Here is a 17223-nt window from a genome sequence, read left to right on the forward strand (position 1 = left end):
CGTGACCAGGACACCGCGCGATCGATCCGAACGGCCCGGCAAACCTGCAGTCCGCCTCGGACGCGCGGGCAAGAAGATGCCTGCTCCTGCGGAAGACGCCGTGATCATTCACGGCGCCGTGCCGCCGCGCGACGTGCTGATGCGCTTCATCGCCGACAATCCGGACAAGGCGTCGAAGCGCGAGATTTCCAAGGCTTTCGGCCTGAAGGGAGAAACGCGCGTCGAACTCAAGGCGCTTCTTCGCGAGCTTGAAGAAGAGGGAATGCTCGAAAAGAAGCGCAAATCGCTGGTGCGTCCCGGCGCCCTGCCCCCGGTCACCGTGCTCGATATCACCACCCGCGACAAGGACGGCGAATTGATCGGCCGCCCCGCCGAATGGCCGGAGGATGCGGGCGTTGCGCCGGCTGTCGCTATTCGCCAATCCACCGTTGGCAAGGCCAAGGGCAAGACGCCGGTCGGTGGGCTTGGCGACCGGGTGCTCGCAAAGATTTTCGCGTCCAAGGATCGCGCCGGGCCAGCCTACACAGCACGCATCGTCAAGGTTCTCGACCGGAAACGCAGCGGAAACGCCGCGCTCGGCGTCTTCCGTGCGTCACCCGACGGCGGCGGTCGCATCATGCCGATCGAGAAGCGTGGCGAGGAACTGCAGGTCGATGCCGGTCATGAGGGACAGGCAAAGGATGGCGATCTCGTCGAGGTGGAAATCGCCCGCATCGGCCGTTTCGGGCTGCCGCGCGCGCAGGTGAAATCGATCATCGGCTCGGTCGCCACGGAAAAGGCGATCTCGATGATCGCAATCCATGCGCACGGCATTCCCTATATTTTCCCCGACAGCGTTACCCGCGAAGCCGAAGCGGCCGGTCCCGCCACCATGTCGCACCGGGAAGACTGGCGCTCGCTGCCGCTGATCACCATCGATCCGGCCGACGCCAAGGACCATGACGACGCGGTGCATGCCGAGCCCGACACATCACCCGAAAATCTGGGCGGCGTCATCGTCACCGTCGCAATCGCCGACGTCTCCTGGTATGTGCGGCCGAAATCGGCGCTCGACCAGGAAGCTCTGAAGCGTGGCAACTCGGTCTATTTCCCCGACCGCGTCGTGCCCATGCTGCCGGAAGGCATATCCAACGAACTCTGCTCGCTCAAACAGGGGGTCGACCGGCCCGCACTTGCCGTGCGCATGCGCTTTTCGAAAGAAGGCCGCAAGGCCGGCCACACCTTCCACCGCATCATGATGAAGAGTGCGGCGAAGCTCTCCTACAGCCAAGCCCAGGCCGCCATCGACGGCACGCCGGACGACCAGACGGGACCGCTGCTCGAACCGATCCTGACGCCGCTCTGGGATGCCTACCGGATCCTCACGCGCGGCCGCGACCGCCGCCAGCCGCTCGAACTCAACATGCCGGAGCGCAAGATCATCCTGAAGCCGGACGGCACCGTCGATCGGGTTTTCGTGCCCGACCGCCTCGATGCTCACAAGCTGATCGAGGAGATGATGATCCAGGCGAATGTGGCAGCCGCCGAAACGCTGGAAATCAAGCGCCAGCCGCTGGTCTACCGGATCCACGACGCGCCGTCGCTCGCCAAGCAGGAAAGCCTGCGCGAGTTTCTGGCCACACTCGACCTCTCCCTGGTCAAGGGTGGCAACCTGCGCTCAAACCACTTCAACGGCATCCTGTCGAAGGCCGAGGGCCAGCCCTACGAGACCATGGTCAACGAGATGGTGCTGCGCTCCCAGAGCCAGGCGATCTACAGCCCCGAAAATATCGGCCATTTCGGCCTCAACCTGATGAAATACGCGCATTTCACCTCGCCCATCCGCCGCTATGCGGACCTGATCGTGCATCGGGCGCTGGTCGGTACGCTCGGGCTCGGCGAAGGCGGTATCACGCCGGCCGAAGAAGAGGTACTCAACGATATCGCAGCGGAGATTTCGACCTTCGAGCGCCGCGCGATGGCGGCCGAGCGCGACACGGTCGACCGGCTGATCGCACATCATCTGAGCGGCCGGGTCAACGAGGAATTCGACGGGCGCATATCAGGCGTGACCAAATCGGGACTATTTGTCACCCTTCCGGCCTATGGCGCAGACGGCTTCGTGCCTATATCTACGCTCGGGCGCGACTATTTCATCTATGACGAGGCGCACCAGGCTCTTTCCGGTGAAAAAACCGGGCTCGGCTACCGCCTGGGTGATCCGGTCCGTGTCAAACTGGTGGAAGCCGTGCCGCTTGCCGGCGCACTCCGCTTCGAAATGCTCAGCGAAGGACGCAAGATGCCGACGGCGACCCGCTCCTTCCACAAATCCGGCCGCCGGGATCGCAGCGGCGCTCGCAAGATGCCGGGAACGCGACCATTGCGCGGCAGGCGATAGAGGACGTGAAGGCAAAGCCTCGCGTCCGCAGATTGAGGATATGGACATGCAGGCAACTGGCAGCACCCCGGAAACCGTCCACTTCGAGCAGACGCGCGAGGCCGAGCGTCCCGTCGGACGGGCGATCAAGCGCGGACTTCTGAACACCTGCCCGGCCTGTGGCAGCGGCAGGCTGTTCGGCCGGTTCCTGAAGACCGTGCATGCCTGCGAAGCCTGTGGCGAACGGCTCGACGAGCATCGCGCCGACGACTTTCCTCCCTATATCGTCGTGACGATCATGGGCCATGTCGTTCTTGCCGGCTTCATGGCGACCGAAATGATCCTGCCGCTCTCCAACTGGGGCCACCTGGCCATCTGGGTGCCGGTCACCATCCTCGGCTCGCTCGGCCTGATGCAGCCCGTCAAGGGTGGTGTCGTCGGCCTGCAATGGGCGCTGCGCATGCACGGCTTCGGCGGCCATGAGGATGCGCCGGAAGACGTTCTTCCGGTCACGGACCGTACCGCGTGACGGAAAGCCACGACGGGCCGGCAGAAGGCCCGCTCTCCAAGACGCAGAGACCTCGTTCGCCGCGGCCGCGCGATGCCGCGTCGATCATGCTGCTCGATCGTTCACAAGCTCATGTGCGCGTGCTCGTCGGCAAGCGCAACAAGGCGCATGTCTTCATGCCGGATCTGCACGTGTTTCCCGGCGGACGCAGGGACACGTCGGACCATAAGCTTCCGTGGGCCGGCGATATTCATCCGACCGTGCTGGAACGTCTGAAAACCTGTTACGGGCACCGCGCCTCCGAAAGCCGGCTGCGCGCCATCGCCCTTGCGGCCCTTCGCGAGCTCCACGAAGAGGCAAGCATCGCTGTTGGCCGCAAAGACTGCGGAAACACTAAGTTACCTTTCCTTCCCGATCTTCACAAACTTGCGCTATATGGCACGGGCGATTACCCCTCCGGGATTTCCGCGCCGGTTTCGACACCCACTTTTTCGCCCTTTTCACGGACGAGGCAGGTGTTAGTCCCACGGATATCCGCGACAGCCGGGAGCTCGAAGATTTGAGATGGATTGATGTGAACGATGTTTCGGCCGTGCGCATACCCGACATCACCGGGATCATCCTCGCCGATTTGAGGGCAAGCCTCAAAGCCGATGCGTCTCTGCCTTTTGGAAGGCCGGTGCCGTTCTATTACACGCGTCATGGGCGATTCGTCCGAGACCTTCTCTAAGGAATTTCATTGCATGTCACAGCCGCCGTCCGGCACGCCAGCGCCGGTTGAGGAGATACACTGGCTATCGCTGATCGCCGCGGTCGCCGCCATTACGGCGGTGGGTATCGCGATCGGCCTCGGCCTGCCGCTGCTCAGCATCATCATGGAGAAGCGCGGCATTTCCTCGACGCTGATCGGCCTGAACTCGGCCATGGCCGGCCTCGCTTCCATGGCAGCGGCCGCCGTTACGGCGAAAACCGCCCACGATTACGGCGTCGCCAACACGATGCTCATGGCAGTGCTCCTGTCCGCCCTGAGCGCCATCGGTTTCTACTACATCGAGAATTTCTGGCTCTGGTTTCCCCTGCGCGTCGTCTTCCACGGTGCGATCACCGTTCTGTTCGTGCTGTCCGAGTTCTGGATCAACGCCACCGCGCCGCCGAGCCGCCGGGGGCTCGTCCTCGGCATCTATGGCACCGTCCTGTCGATGGGTTTTGCGACGGGCCCCCTGCTCTTCTCGATCCTCGGCAGCGAGGGCATCCTGCCCTTCGCCGTTGGCGCCGGCGTGATTCTGCTTGCGGCCATCCCCATCTTCCTCGCCCGCAATGAAAGCCCGGTGCTCAACGAGAAGCCGGAGTTGCATTTCATGCGCTATGTCTTCCTCGTGCCGACGGCGACCGCCGCAGTCTTCATTTTCGGCGCCGTCGAATCAGGCGGCCTCTCGCTCTTCCCGATCTACGGAACACGCGGCGGCTTCACCGAATCGCAGGCAGCGCTGCTTCTGACCGTCATGGGCATCGGCAATGTGATTTTCCAAATCCCGCTCGGCATGCTGTCGGACCGCATGAAGGACCGCCGCAATCTTCTGGCTATGATGACTGTTGTCGGGTTGGCCGGCGCGCTGTGTCTGCCGCTGCTGCAAGGTAACTGGTGGCTGATGGCGGTCGTGCTCCTGTTCTGGGGCGGCAGCGTCTCGGGCCTTTATACCGTGGGCCTGAGCCATCTCGGCTCGCGCCTGCATGGCGCCGACCTCGCGGCCGCCAATGCCGCCTTCATCTTCTCCTATGCGGTCGGCACGGTGGCTGGCCCGCAGGCCATTGGAGCCGCAATGGACATTACCGGCAATGATGGTTTTGCCTGGTCGATCGCCGCTTTCTTCGGGCTTTATGTGGTACTTTCCGTGATCAGGATCGTTTTCAACCCAAAACGGACTTGACTTTTCGGGCGCGATTTGTAGTTTCGCGCCAAGTTTGCCGGGACCCGCCTTGGATGTCCGCGGCTTTGTTTTTTATAAAGGCAGGACGACCATGGCGAAAGCTGCAAAAATCAAGATCAAGCTGCTGTCGACGGCCGACACGGGTTTCTTCTACGTAACCTCCAAGAACAGCCGCACCAAGACGGACAAGATGTCCTTTACGAAGTACGACCCGGTCGTACGCAAGCACGTCGAATTCAAGGAAACCAAGATCAAGTAAGATCTGGTTCCGTTTGGAATGCAAAGGCGCCGGCTGAAAAGCCCGGCGCTTTTTTTTGCGCTGCGCCGAAAAGAGTGAGTCGATCTGGTGACCTCGCTATCCCACCTCGCCTGCGCTGCTGCGAATCAAAACGCCGTCCCCGGGCAGGGACGGCGTTTCAATGGGTGTCGACTGACCGAAACCGCGGCACGAGGAACCGCATTGGTTACAGATCAGCCGACAAACCCCATGACCCAGGAGATGCGGCGGACCTGACATCATGGGGTAGTCGACGGGAGTTCATCCTCCCTTATCGATGAGAATTGACCTAAAATAAAAAAAAATCAATGAATTCTTAACCAAAGCCCAAGGGGGAGCGCAGACATGGTTAATTTCACCAATGCCTTATAGACGACTCGCGCATATTTCGAACTGTACCCGGCCCCAGATACCTGCTTTGTAAAAGTAATATGATATTTTCATAAAATGAGTGAATAGCAATATGAAAAAAATCCGGTAGCTATTTCAATCGCCATAATAAGTTGAATTCATTATTTTAATTTTAGAAACAGACGATTCATCGATGCTCGCCGCGCCGGCATCTCATGAGTTTGGACAGCAATCATGACATGCAGTGTGCGACGCCAGCGCGTTTGACGCTTAGCCAGGTAAGCCGGGCGAGCTAAATCCGTTTTTCTGTGGAAAACTGCGCCATATGCGGAAATTTTGTGCCAATTCGGTTCAGGCCGCAGCGGCAACCACTTGGTTCCGGCCGTTGTTCTTGGCCTGGTAGAGCGCGGTGTCAGCGCGCTTCAACAATGCCTCCGGCGTGTCGCCCCCCGGATTGAGCGTGGCTATCCCAAGAGACGCGGTTATCGACAGAATTGTATCGGTGTTCTGGAGAGAGAAAGGCCTGTCTTCGACAATCGATCGCAGACGCTCGGCAATGGCGGCAGCCGCATCGGCGGGCGTATCCGGCATGACCACTACGAATTCTTCGCCACCAAACCGGCATGCGAGATCGGCGCCGCGCACTGTCGAGCGAACCCGGTGCGCAAATTCGCGCAGCACCTCGTCGCCGGCGTCATGTCCATGGGTATCGTTGACACTCTTGAACCGGTCGATATCGGTGATGCAGATCGACAAGGGCCGGCCGCGAGCAATGGCACGATCGACCAGCAGCTTCAGATGACTGTCGAGATAACGGCGATTGTGCAGCCCGGTCAGCCCATCGGTGACCGCAAGCTCAATCGTCTGTTTGACGCTCGTCCGGAGCCGGTCGTTGCAGTGCTTGCGGCGGATCTGAGTCAGACTGCGCGCAACGAGTTCGTTGGGATCGACCGGACGCATCAGATAATCGGTGACGCCGAGATCGAGCGCGCGCACGACCATTTCCTCATGCCCCTGCTCGGCAATCAGCAGGAGCGGAATATAGCGCGTGCGTTCCAGCGAGCGGAGCTGCGAGCAGAGCCGCAAGGGATCGTAGTTGTCGAAATTCGAATTGACGATGACGAGATCGAAGCTGTTTTCGGCCGCCTCGAAAAGTGCGGCCTGCGGATCGGACATCGCCGTCACCTGAGCCACAGGCTTCAGCGCGCGGGCAAGCCGCTCCTGCGAGCTGCCGCGGCCATCGACCAGCAGGACATTGCCGAATTCGTCAGGCCGGTCGGTGAAGGTCAGATCCTGCAGGCCGACGCTACGGGCCGTCTCGGCGCGCAGGCGCAGTTCGTCGCTGACGTTCTTCAACCGCACGAGGCTCTTGACGCGCGACATCAGTTGCAGGTCGTTGACCGGCTTGGTGAGGAAATCATCGGCGCCGGCCTTCAGGCCGCGCACCCGGTCGGACGGCTGGTCGAGCGCCGTCACCATGACGACAGGGATGTGCGCCGTGCGAGAATTCGCCTTCAGGCGCTCGCAGACCTCGAAGCCGTCGATGCCGGGCATCATGATATCGAGCAGGATCAGATCGACCGGCTGCTTGTCGCAGATTGCCAGCGCTTGATAACCGTCGGTGGCCGTCAGCACGTCGAAATACTCGGCCACGAGCCGCGCTTCGAGCAGCTTGACGTTGGCCGGTATGTCATCGACGACAAGAATACGCGCGGTCATGCAATCTTTTTCCTGCCATTGAGCGCTTGACGTTGCATCAAACGCAAATCTCGTTCAAAGCGGCCTGCTGATGGCCACTCGACGCCGCTTCAGGCGTCGCCCAAATAAGTTTTGATCGTTTCAATAAATTTCGGCACCGAGATCGGCTTGGAGACATAGGCCTCGCAGCCTCCCTGCCTGATCCGCTCCTCGTCGCCCTTCATGGCAAAGGCGGTGACGGCAATGACGGGGATCACGTGCAACTCGTCATCTTCCTTCAGCCACTTGGTCACCTCGAGCCCGGAAACCTCTGGAAGCTGGATGTCCATCAGAATCAGGTCCGGGCGATGTTTCCTCGCAAGATCAAGGGCCTCCATACCGTTGCGGGTCTGGATGGTCGTGTAACCGGACGCCTCGATCAGGTCACGAAAGAGCTTCATATTCAGCTCGTTATCTTCAACAATCATCACCTGCTTGGGCATTTCGATCCCTTGTTTTGCGGCTCCGGCTTGCAAGCCCGGCGCATCCAGATAAGTTGCGCGCGGATGATTTCACCTGTTCCCGGAAACCTGACACTAAAGCTATTTGGTTGAAAAACAGGTAATATCCGGTGAAAAAATCAACCTGAAAGAAATATAGGACAGACGCCTTTGATACCCGCGGAAGAAACAGCGATCGCCATCCTCGCATGGCTGGCAAACGAGCCAGAGCTGCTTGGACGTTTCCTGGCATTGACGGGTACCGATCCATCCTCCTTGCGCCATACCGCAGCCGATCCCGGCTTTCTGGCAGGCGTTGTCGATTTCCTGATGGGCCACGAGCCGACGCTGCTTTCCTTCTGCGCGGCGACCGGCACGCCGCCCGAGGACGTCGTGCGAGCGCATATGGTTCTGTCCGGTCCCGACAATCCGGGAGATTTCTGACGGTGGCAGATCTGCTCTCCCTGGATCATGTCCAACTGACGAACCGGCCGCTGATCGTCTGCGATATCGACGAGGTGGTGCTCGAATTCCTGACGCCGTTCCGCAATTTCCTGCGCGCGTCCGGCCGTGACCTCTTGCCGCGATCGTTCCGCCTGCACGGCAATATCGTGTTGCTCGAGAGCGGCGAGGCGGTCGCCGACGATCTGGTCTCGGCCCTGCAGGAGGAATTCTTCACCCGCCAGGCGGACTGGCAGACGCCGGCGGCGCTCGCGGTCGAGACGCTGGCCGAACTCGCGGCAGAGGCCGACATCGTTTTCCTCACGGCCATGCCGCCTCGCCACGCAGTCGTTCGCCGCTCCCTGCTCGACCGTTTCAGTCTCGACTATCCGCTGGTTGCCACCGAGGACGAGAAAGGTCCCATCGTCAAACGACTGCACGCCGGACGCAAGCTTCCCTTCGCTTTCATCGATGATATCTCGCGCAACCTTCATTCCGTTCGCGAACACGCTCCGGACTGCCTTCTTGTCAATCTCATGGTCAATGCTGATTTCCGGCCGCTGGCGCCGGATCCCGGGGAAGGCATCGCCAAAGCCGGCAACTGGACGGAAGTGGCGGGGATCATCCGCGCCCATATTTCCCGCTAGCTTCGGCTTCGTTTCCATCAGCGCAGCTCCAGGCGCATCAGCGGGCGTCCATCCTTGCGCCTGGCCACTTCCGCAAAGCCGGCGGCCTCGAAAATGCGGGTCGAACCGACATAAAGGCCGATCGATTTCGACTGCTTGGTCCTGTCGATCGGACAGGCCTCCAGAACGCGCGCCGCGTTGCCCTTGGCAAACAAGATGGCTTCCGACAGCATTTTGTGGCTCACCCCCTTCCCGCGCTGATGGCGCGGCATGTAGAAGCAACTGACGGCCCAGACCGCGGGATCCGTCGCGTCCCCAGGCGAAAGCGGCCTCGATACCGTTCTCGGCGAGTTCCATTGGTGCAGGTCGGCGCGCGGTCCGACCTGCACCCAGGCGATGGCCTGCCCGTCGCAATAGCCGAGCAGGCCGGGCGGCGGCCCTTCTGCCACGCGCTCGTGCATGAACATGCGCTTGGCATCCGCATTCATTTCCTGTCGGTCTTTGGCGGAGACCCGAAAATAGGTGCACCAACAGCCATAGCAGGCGCCCTGTGGTCCGAAAAGCGTCGCAAAATCATCCCAGCGATCCGGCGTAAGCGGCCGTGCTTCGAAATCTCCCGGCGTCACGTTCCCTTCCTTTTCGTCTTGAGAGTCGGAAGTTTACGGCGTAATCTCGCCGCGTTCAACATTTGTTCTCACCATGACCGCGAACGAGGCTGCCATCCCGGGATTTTGCCGCGACTGCTTGCAACAGGCGACGACCGGACGACGGTGCACGGCCTGCGGCAGTCCGCGCCTGCTGTATCACGCCGAACTTCATCAGCTGACGCTTGCCCATATCGACTGCGACGCCTTTTATGCCTCGGTGGAGAAACGCGACAATCCGGAGCTCGCCGACAAGCCGGTGATCATCGGCGGCGGCAAGCGCGGCGTCGTCTCGACCGCCTGCTACATAGCCCGCATCCATGGCGTGCGCTCCGCCATGCCCATGTTCAAGGCGGTGGAGGCCTGTCCGCAGGCGGTCGTCATCAAGCCGGACATGGAGAAATATGTCCGGGTCGGCCGGCAGGTGCGCACGCTGATGCAGGAGCTGACGCCCCTCGTGCAGCCGCTTTCGATCGACGAGGCCTTCCTGGAGCTCAAGGGGACGGAGCGGCTGCATCACGATCCCCCTGCCCGGACGCTCGCAAAACTCGCTCGCCGCATCGAACAGGAGATCGGCATCACCGTCTCGGTCGGCCTCTCCTATTGCAAGTTCCTCGCCAAGGTCGCCTCCGACCTGCAGAAACCGCGCGGCTTTTCGGTCATCGGCGCTGCCGAGGCTGTGGACTTCCTGAAGGAGAAGCCAGTCACGCTGATCTGGGGTGTCGGCAAGGCGTTTGCCACGACGCTGGAGCGCGACGGCATCCGCGCCATAGGCCAGTTGCAGACGATGGAAGAAACCGAGCTGATGAAGCGCTATGGCACGATGGGCCAGCGCCTGTATCGGCTTTCCCGCGGCCAAGACGAGCGCATGGTGGAAATCAACGGTGAAGCCAAAAGCGTCTCTTCGGAAACGACCTTCAATGACGACCTCTGCGACTATGACGATCTGGTCTCGCATCTGCGCCGGCTGAGCGAGCAGGTGGCACACCGGCTGAGGAAAGCCGATATCGCCGGCCAGACGGTTGTCCTGAAGCTGAAGACCGCCGACTTCAAGACCCGGACCCGCAACCGCCGCCTCGACAGCCCGACCCGGCTGGCCGACCGCATTTTCCGCACCGGCATGCAGCTTCTCGACAGGGAAACCGACGGCACGAAATTCCGCCTGATCGGCATCGGCGTCACCGATCTCTCCGACACCGGCCTTGCCGACCCGCCCGACCTTGTGGATGCCCAGGCGACGCGACGCGCAGCGGCGGAAGCGGCTATCAACGTGCTGCGCGACAAGTTCGGCAAGGCGACGGTCGAGACCGGTTATACCTTCGGCAAGGGCCGGCGCGAGAAGTAGCGCAATCAGCGCGTGTTCCCAGCGGAACAGAAAAGTTTCCTTAAATTTCTCAGGCTAGGCTCATCCTTCGTTTCCTGCGTCCGGATGTGTTTATGATTTTGCGTCTCGCATTTGGCATCGGCCTTGTCTTTGCTCTCTCCACCAGCACTGCACTTGCAGCCGGTGCTCAAGCCCCGCTACAGATCGTCGTCTCCAAGGACCAGCAGTCGCTCGTCGTCTATGATGGCGACACGGTGGTTGCGACCTCCAATGTCTCGACGGGCAAGGCCGGTCACTCGACACCGACCGGCATCTTCTCCATTCTGGAAAAACGCCGCTTCCACAAGTCGAACATCTATTCGAATGCACCGATGCCCTTCATGCAGCGACTGACCTGGTCGGGCATCGCTCTGCATGCGTCGAATCACGTTCCGGACTATCCGGCATCCCACGGCTGTGTCCGCATGCCGGACGATTTCGCCAAGCAGTTGTTCAAGATGACCGGCCGCGGCCTGCATGTCCTGATCTCCGATCGTCAGCTGACGCCGGTTGCCATTGCCGATCCCTTCCTCTTTCAGCCGGCAGTCGTAGAGCCCGTTTTGCTTTCGGATGTCACGCTGCGGCCCAGCGTCTCGCAGGTTCATACGAAAACAGTTGAAGTCGCCACGATGGAGGCGGAACCCGCCAAAACGGCGGCGGTCGACACCGACCCGGAACCGCCGATCCGCATGCTGATTACCCATCGCGGCCAGCGGGAAATCACGCTCGACGTCCAGACGCTGCTCAACGCCTTGGGCTACGCCGCTGGCATTGCCGACGGTTATGCCGGCGGGCAGACCGTGGAGGCCATCAAGGCCTTCCAGGCGGCGGAAAAGCTCGCCATCGACGGCAAGATGACGCCCGCCTTTGTGGAGGCCCTCTATGCCAAGGCCGGCAAGGGCAAGCCGCCGAACGGCCAGCTTCTCGTTCGTCGCAATTTCGAGCCGTTGTTCGAAACGCCCGTGGTGATAGCGCAACCCGAGATCGCGCTCGGCACGCATTTCCTGCAGTTCCAGAACATCGACATCTCGACCGGCAAGGGCGAGTGGTTTGCCATGACGCTCGACAACGCGCTGCCCGGACAGATGAAGAAACGGCTCGGAATTACCCTGGAAGAGGACGCGATGGCGTTCAATGCCGTCCAGCGCACGATGGGCCGCATCAGCATTCCGGACGATGCCCGCCAGCGGATCAACGAGTTGCTGACCGAGGGATCGTCGCTGACCATATCCGACATGGGCCTTGGACAGGAAACCGGCGACGGAACCGACTTCGTGACGATCACGCGCGCGCCGAAATCCTGAGCCGAACTGCAGCTTTCCGTTACACCAGTTCGACGTCGATCACGCCTGGTGCTGTTCGGAGCGCCGCGGCGATCTCGGTCGAGATGCGGTATTTCTCGCTGAGCTCGACCTCGATCTCGCGCTGGCCATTGTCCTTGATGACGATGAAGGACACGAGTCCGTCGCCCCTCGTGTTCAGATGCGTGGCGACGGAGCGCAAGGGGCCGGCATCGCGGACATAGACGCGTAGCGCCTTCTGCAGCTGCAGCGAGCGTTCCTCCAGCGATTGCAGTGTCTGGATGCGCAGACCAATGCCTTCCGGCCGCTCTTCGGCCTGCACGGTCATCACCAGCGACTTGCCGGGTTCGAGCAGGTCGCGATACTGGTTGAGCGCTTCCGAAAACAGCACCGCTTCGAACTGGCCGGTTGAATCGGAAAAGGCGATGATGCCCATCTTGTTGCCGGTGCGGGTCTTGCGTTCCTGCTTTGACGTCACTGTTCCCGCAAGCCGGCCGGCGGTCGCGCCCTTTTTCACGGAGGCCGCAAAAACGGCAAAGGTCTGGACGCGAATCTTGGCGAGCAGGTCGTTATAGGTGTCGAGCGGATGGGCGGAGAGGTAGAAGCCCAGCACCTGGAACTCGCGGTGCAGCTTTTCCGATGCCAGCCAGGGCGAATAGGCCGGCAGGCTGATTTTTTCCGGCCCGGTGGCCGCCCCTGCTCCGAACATGTCGCTCTGGCCGCTGACCTTGTTCGCCTGGGCGATCTGCGCAAAACCGAGGATGCGGTCGAGCCCGCCCACGAGTTCGGCGCGGTCGTAGCCGAAACAGTCGAAGGCGCCGGCGCAGATCAGGCTTTCGAAGACGCGGCGGTTGAGAAGCTTCGGATCGATCCGGAGGCAGAAGTCCTCGAGGCTGGCGAAGGGTTCGTCGCCGCGCACTTCGACGACGTGATCGACCGCCGCCTCGCCGACGCCCTTGATGGCGGCCAGCGAGTAGTAGATGCGGTTGTCACCCGTCTCGAACCGCCGGAACGACGACTGGACCGATGGCGGGATGACTTCGATGCCAAGGCGCGCTGCGTCCTGGCGAAAATCGTTGATCTTGTCGGTGTTCGACATGTCGAGCGTCATCGACGCGGCGAGGAACTCGACCGGGTAATGCGCCTTCAGATAGGCGGTCTGGTAGGAGACGATGGCGTAGGCAGCCGCGTGCGACTTGTTGAAGCCGTAGTTGGCGAACTTGGCCAGCAGATCGAAGATCATGTCGGACTGCGCCTTGGACACGCCGTTGGCGACGGCGCCATCGACGAAACGGGCGCGCTGCTTGTCCATCTCCTCCTTGATCTTCTTGCCCATGGCGCGGCGCAGAAGATCGGCTTCGCCGAGCGAATAGCCTGACAGGACCTGGGCGATCTGCATCACCTGTTCCTGGTAGACGATAACGCCCTGCGTCTCCTTCAAGAGGTAGTCGATCTTCGGATGGATCGATTCGATCTCTTCCTCGCCATGCTTGCGGGCGTTGTAGACTGGAATGTTTTCCATCGGGCCTGGGCGATAAAGTGCCACTAGCGCGATAATGTCCTCGATGCAGTCGGGCCGCATGCCGATCAGGGCCTTGCGCATGCCGGCGCTTTCCACCTGGAACACGCCGACCGTGTCGCCCTTCGACAGCATCTCGTAGGTCTTCTGGTCATCGAGAGGCAGCGCTTCGAGCTTGACCTCGATGCCGCGCTTGGCGATGAAATCGACGGCGACCTTGAGCACCGTCAGCGTCTTCAGGCCGAGGAAGTCGAACTTCACCAGGCCTGCCTGCTCCACCCATTTCATGTTGAACTGGGTGACCGGCATGTCCGAGCGCGGATCGCGGTACATCGGCACGAGCTGCGACAGCGGCCGGTCACCGATGACGATGCCGGCGGCGTGGGTCGAGGCGTGGCGGTAGAGGCCCTCGATCTTCTGGGCGATATCGAGAAGGCGGCCGATCACCGGCTCCTTGTCGACCTCTTCCTGAAAACGCGGCTCCTCCTCGATCGCCTTCGACAGAGGCGTCGGATTGGCCGGATTGTTCGGCACGAGCTTGCAGATCTTGTCGACCTGGCCATAGGGCATTTCGAGCACGCGACCGACGTCGCGAAGGGCGGCACGCGCCTGCAGCGAGCCGAAGGTGATGATCTGCGCCACCTGCTCGCGGCCATATTTGCGCTGGACATAGCGGATCACCTCTTCACGGCGGTCCTGGCAGAAGTCGATGTCGAAGTCGGGCATCGAGACGCGGTCCGGATTGAGGAAGCGCTCGAATAGCAGCGAGAATCGCAGCGGATCGACGTCGGTGATGGTCAGCGCATAGGCGACCAGCGATCCCGCGCCCGAGCCGCGGCCCGGGCCGACCGGGATATCCTGAAGCTTCGCCCATTTGATGAAGTCGGCAACGATCAGGAAGTAGCCGGGAAATTTCATCTTCTCGATGACGCTGAGCTCGAAGTCGAGCCGCTCGCGATAGTCCGTCTCGGTGTAGCCGGGTGACATGCCGAGCTTCTGCAGCCGGTCTTCCAGGCCCTCGACGGCCTGCTGGCGCAGTTCGAGCGCCTCGGCGCGCTCAGCTTCCTTCGGATCGTCGGAAGCGCCGGTGAAGCGCGGCAGGATCGGCCCGCGCGTCTTGAGCACGAACGAGCAGCGCCTGGCGATCTCGATCGTGTTTTCCAGAGCTTCCGGCAGATCGGCAAACAGCGCCGCCATGTCCTTGCGGCTTTTCAGGTAGTGATCCGGCGTGAGGCGGAAGCGGCTGTCATCCGACACCATCGCATTGTGCGCGACCGCCATCAGCGCGTCATGCGCCTCGAACTCAGCCGGCGACGGAAAGAACGGCTCGTTCGTCGCCACCAGCGGCAGTTCGAGCTTGTAGGCGAGATCGATGATCCGCCCTTCGTGGCGGCGATCGTATTTGCCGTGACGCTGAAGCTCAACGTAAAGGCGGTTGCCGAACAGCCCGGCCAGTGTTTTCAACCGCGCCTCAGCCAGAACCGCATGACCCGACTTCAAGGCCATGTCGACCGGTCCACCCGACGCGCCGGTGAGCGCAATCAACCCCTCCGTCCCGCCTTCCCGCAGCCAGGACAGCGCAATGCGGACTGACTGGTTCCCTTCGCCGCCGAGATAGGCGCGGCTGACGATATCGACGAGACGGACATAGCCGGCATCCGTCGCAGCGATCAGCACGATCGCCGGAAGTTTCGCCAGGTGTTGCGCGTGTCCGCGCTTCTCTCCGTCGGCCTCATCCTCCATGTCGATTGACAACTGGCAGCCGATCAAGGGCTGCAGGCCGTCATCCATGCATTTCTGCGAAAATTCGAGCGCCGCAAACAGATTGTTGGTATCGGCGATGCCGATCGCCGGCTGACCGTCTGCGACGGCCTTGCCGATGATCTTCTTGATCGGCAAAGCGCCTTCGAGCAGCGAGAATGCCGAATGAACGCGAAGATGAACAAACTGCGGCGACGCGTTGTCTGAAACGCTGCTATCCTGTCGCTTGTCGCCTGTTGCGTCCGCCATTTGCGCACCCCGATTCCCGTGAGGGTTCAGGATATCCTGTTTCCGTCTTTCGATGTCCAGATTTCATCCGGCAGCGTGCGAGCTTTTCCCGGCCATCCACCGCTTGTCCACAGGGACGGAAACTGAAAGCAACTGGTTGCGAAAAAATCACATGCCCATAACGATGATCGAAAAGCTGGCCACGAACATGGCGATTGAGGTGAAAGCTGCGAGGTCCCGAAGAAAGTCAGTCATTGCAAGGCTCCCTTTTCCGTTATGTTCTTTTTATGTTCTATTTATGTTCGATCGTCAAGCAACAGTTTGAAATTATCCGCGGAGGGAAATGGCATGGTAAACATTTCCTCTTGCCGGATTTCGAGGCATCTGGACGTCTTCCGATTGGCCGACTAATTTCACCGCCACGACCATCAGGGAACGAACGATGAAAATGCCACGGACCGCCGCGACGCTGTTTTTTTGCCTTTCCGCCCTGACTGCACAGGCGGCAGACATGATCGATCCCAGCCGGATCATTTCCGCGGCGACCGGGGATTGGGACAAGGATGGCAGCCCTGACCTTGCCTTGCTCGCAGAACCGCCGGAGGGCAGCGAGGATGATCACGGTATCTACATCTACCTCAAGGGCGAGACCAATCGCCTTCAGCTGAAGACCTTTGCCCCCAACAAGGTCTGGGGCAGTGTGACGACCTATGGGCAGGAGCCGTTCATCGAGGCCTTGCCAAACGGCTCGATCCTGGTCACGTCGCACAACGACTCGATCGGCCGCAATCGCTGGGAGCAGAAGCTGACCGTCGCCTACCGCAATTTCGATTTCGTGGTCGCCGGATACACCTATTCGTCCTACGACACGCTCGATCTCGACAACACCACGGATTGCGATTTCAATGTGCTGACCGGCAAGGGCAAACTTAACGACAAATCGGTCGCCACGAAGGGCGAAATCGTGCTCTTGAAAGATTGGTCGGACGATCGCGGCCAGTCAGTTTGCGGCAACCAATAGCGCTGCCCGGCAGCGTTGTCTTTTCGATTATTTAAAGTTCGACGACCTTGCCGTCCTCGATGGTGACGCGGCGGTCCATGCGCGAGGCGAGCGCGTAATTGTGCGTGGCGATCATCGCCGCAAGGCCGGACTGGCGGACCAGAGCCTCCAGTGCTTCGAAGACGTAACCGGCGGTTTCCGGATCAAGGTTGCCGGTCGGCTCGTCGGCAAGAAGCACCAGGGGCGCGTTGGCGACGGCGCGGGCGATCGCGACGCGCTGCTGTTCACCGCCCGAGAGCTCCGAGGGGCGATGCTCGGCACGGTGACCGATGCGCATATAGTCGAGCAGCGCTGCGGCCCGTTCGCGCGCCTCGGCCTTCGCGAGGCCGGCGATCAGCTGCGGCATCATGATGTTTTCAATCGCCGTGAATTCCGGCAGCAGATGGTGGAACTGGTAGACGAAGCCGATGTCGTTGCGGCGGATCGCGGTGCGTTGCTCGTCGCCGAGCGCGCCGCAGGACTGGCCGTTGATGAAGACTTCGCCGCCATCGGGGCGCTCGAGCAGCCCGGCAAGATGCAAGAGCGTCGACTTGCCGGTGCCGGACGGCGCCACGAGCGCGACCGTCTGCCCCCCGTGCAGGGAAAAGTCCGCACCCTTGAGGATCGACAGAACGCCCTCGCCCTGGGTGTAATGACGCTCGACGCCGGAAAGCTGCAATGCCACGCGCGCATTCATCGTGTCT

The 17223-nt window shown here is 61.2% G+C and carries 14 protein-coding genes and 1 pseudogene; 10 read left to right on the forward strand and 5 right to left on the reverse strand.

From position 1 onward, the window contains the following. Position 1: 1 nt before the first annotated feature. The 5 genes and pseudogenes from rnr (at position 2) to rpmG (ending at position 5051) form a co-directional block, all read left to right on the forward strand. Entirely contained in the window at positions 2 to 2377 is a 2376-nt protein-coding gene (gene rnr / locus ACSQ3F_RS19135) for a ribonuclease R (RefSeq protein WP_436101662.1), read from the forward strand. A gap of 46 nt (positions 2378 to 2423) precedes the next feature. Further along, the gene (locus ACSQ3F_RS19140; RefSeq protein WP_436101663.1) at positions 2424 to 2885 is read left to right on the forward strand and encodes a DUF983 domain-containing protein; all 462 of its coding nucleotides are present in this window, start codon (positions 2424 to 2426) and stop codon (positions 2883 to 2885) included. An 86-nt stretch (positions 2886 to 2971) separates the two neighbouring features. Then, a pseudogene (locus tag ACSQ3F_RS19145) lies at positions 2972 to 3594 on the forward strand (NUDIX hydrolase). A 13-nt stretch (positions 3595 to 3607) separates the two neighbouring features. Then, on the forward strand, positions 3608 to 4792 hold the full coding sequence (locus tag ACSQ3F_RS19150; RefSeq protein WP_436101664.1) for an MFS transporter: 1185 nt from the start codon (positions 3608 to 3610) through the stop codon (positions 4790 to 4792). A gap of 91 nt (positions 4793 to 4883) precedes the next feature. After that, complete coding sequence (gene rpmG / locus ACSQ3F_RS19155) at positions 4884 to 5051, forward strand: 50S ribosomal protein L33 (RefSeq protein WP_018325943.1); 168 nt, start codon at positions 4884 to 4886, stop codon at positions 5049 to 5051. Between the two features lie 720 nt (positions 5052 to 5771). Here the strand turns inward: rpmG and ACSQ3F_RS19160 are convergent. Beyond that, complete coding sequence (locus ACSQ3F_RS19160; RefSeq protein WP_436101665.1) at positions 5772 to 7139, reverse strand: PleD family two-component system response regulator; 1368 nt, start codon at positions 7137 to 7139, stop codon at positions 5772 to 5774. An 89-nt stretch (positions 7140 to 7228) separates the two neighbouring features. Continuing rightward, complete coding sequence (locus ACSQ3F_RS19165) at positions 7229 to 7600, reverse strand: response regulator (protein ID WP_003547430.1); 372 nt, start codon at positions 7598 to 7600, stop codon at positions 7229 to 7231. A 168-nt stretch (positions 7601 to 7768) separates the two neighbouring features. On the opposite strand from ACSQ3F_RS19165, the gene ACSQ3F_RS19170 reads away from it, so the two are divergent. Continuing rightward, positions 7769 to 8041, forward strand: coding sequence for a DUF3572 domain-containing protein (locus ACSQ3F_RS19170; RefSeq protein WP_436101666.1), 273 nt, complete (start codon positions 7769 to 7771; stop codon positions 8039 to 8041). A gap of 2 nt (positions 8042 to 8043) precedes the next feature. Then, the gene (locus ACSQ3F_RS19175; protein WP_436101667.1) at positions 8044 to 8685 is read left to right on the forward strand and encodes a hypothetical protein; all 642 of its coding nucleotides are present in this window, start codon (positions 8044 to 8046) and stop codon (positions 8683 to 8685) included. Positions 8686 to 8702: 17 nt separating this feature from the next. Here the strand turns inward: ACSQ3F_RS19175 and ACSQ3F_RS19180 are convergent, their stop codons facing one another. Next, on the reverse strand, positions 8703 to 9290 hold the full coding sequence (locus tag ACSQ3F_RS19180; protein WP_436101668.1) for a GNAT family N-acetyltransferase: 588 nt from the start codon (positions 9288 to 9290) through the stop codon (positions 8703 to 8705). A 73-nt stretch (positions 9291 to 9363) separates the two neighbouring features. On the opposite strand from ACSQ3F_RS19180, the gene ACSQ3F_RS19185 reads away from it, so the two are divergent. Next, positions 9364 to 10653, forward strand: a complete 1290-nt coding sequence (locus tag ACSQ3F_RS19185) for a DNA polymerase IV (RefSeq protein WP_436101669.1) — start codon at positions 9364 to 9366, stop codon at positions 10651 to 10653. A gap of 98 nt (positions 10654 to 10751) precedes the next feature. Then, a complete protein-coding gene (locus ACSQ3F_RS19190) occupies positions 10752 to 11975 on the forward strand; it encodes a L,D-transpeptidase family protein (RefSeq protein WP_436102191.1) in 1224 nt (407 codons plus the stop codon). Between the two features lie 19 nt (positions 11976 to 11994). On the opposite strand, the gene dnaE is transcribed toward ACSQ3F_RS19190, so the two are convergent. Further along, on the reverse strand, positions 11995 to 15501 hold the full coding sequence (dnaE, locus tag ACSQ3F_RS19195) for a DNA polymerase III subunit alpha (protein ID WP_436101670.1): 3507 nt from the start codon (positions 15499 to 15501) through the stop codon (positions 11995 to 11997). Positions 15502 to 15922: 421 nt separating this feature from the next. Here dnaE and ACSQ3F_RS19200 point away from each other — a divergent pair, with 421 nt between their 5' ends. Beyond that, a complete protein-coding gene (locus tag ACSQ3F_RS19200; protein ID WP_436101671.1) occupies positions 15923 to 16501 on the forward strand; it encodes a hypothetical protein in 579 nt (192 codons plus the stop codon). A 31-nt stretch (positions 16502 to 16532) separates the two neighbouring features. On the opposite strand, the gene ACSQ3F_RS19205 is transcribed toward ACSQ3F_RS19200, so the two are convergent. Beyond that, positions 16533 to 17216: an ABC transporter ATP-binding protein gene (locus ACSQ3F_RS19205; RefSeq protein ID WP_436101672.1), complete on the reverse strand. Its 684-nt coding sequence runs from the start codon at positions 17214 to 17216 to the stop codon at positions 16533 to 16535. Positions 17217 to 17223: the final 7 nt, after the last annotated feature.

The organism is Pararhizobium sp. LjRoot238 (assembly GCF_964252955.1).
Lineage (GTDB): Bacteria > Pseudomonadota > Alphaproteobacteria > Rhizobiales > Rhizobiaceae > Pararhizobium.

Coding starts and splice junctions, on each gene's coding strand:
- ACSQ3F_RS19185 (WP_436101669.1), top strand. CDS start 9,364: ATGACCGCGAACGAGGCTGCCATCCCGGGATTTTGCCGCGACTGCTTG.
- ACSQ3F_RS19165 (WP_003547430.1), bottom strand. CDS start 7,600: ATGCCCAAGCAGGTGATGATTGTTGAAGATAACGAGCTGAATATGAAG.
- rpmG (WP_018325943.1), top strand. CDS start 4,884: ATGGCGAAAGCTGCAAAAATCAAGATCAAGCTGCTGTCGACGGCCGAC.
- ACSQ3F_RS19140 (WP_436101663.1), top strand. CDS start 2,424: ATGCAGGCAACTGGCAGCACCCCGGAAACCGTCCACTTCGAGCAGACG.
- ACSQ3F_RS19205 (WP_436101672.1), bottom strand. CDS start 17,216: ATGAATGCGCGCGTGGCATTGCAGCTTTCCGGCGTCGAGCGTCATTAC.
- dnaE (WP_436101670.1), bottom strand. CDS start 15,501: ATGGCGGACGCAACAGGCGACAAGCGACAGGATAGCAGCGTTTCAGAC.
- ACSQ3F_RS19200 (WP_436101671.1), top strand. CDS start 15,923: ATGAAAATGCCACGGACCGCCGCGACGCTGTTTTTTTGCCTTTCCGCC.
- ACSQ3F_RS19150 (WP_436101664.1), top strand. CDS start 3,608: ATGTCACAGCCGCCGTCCGGCACGCCAGCGCCGGTTGAGGAGATACAC.
- ACSQ3F_RS19160 (WP_436101665.1), bottom strand. CDS start 7,139: ATGACCGCGCGTATTCTTGTCGTCGATGACATACCGGCCAACGTCAAG.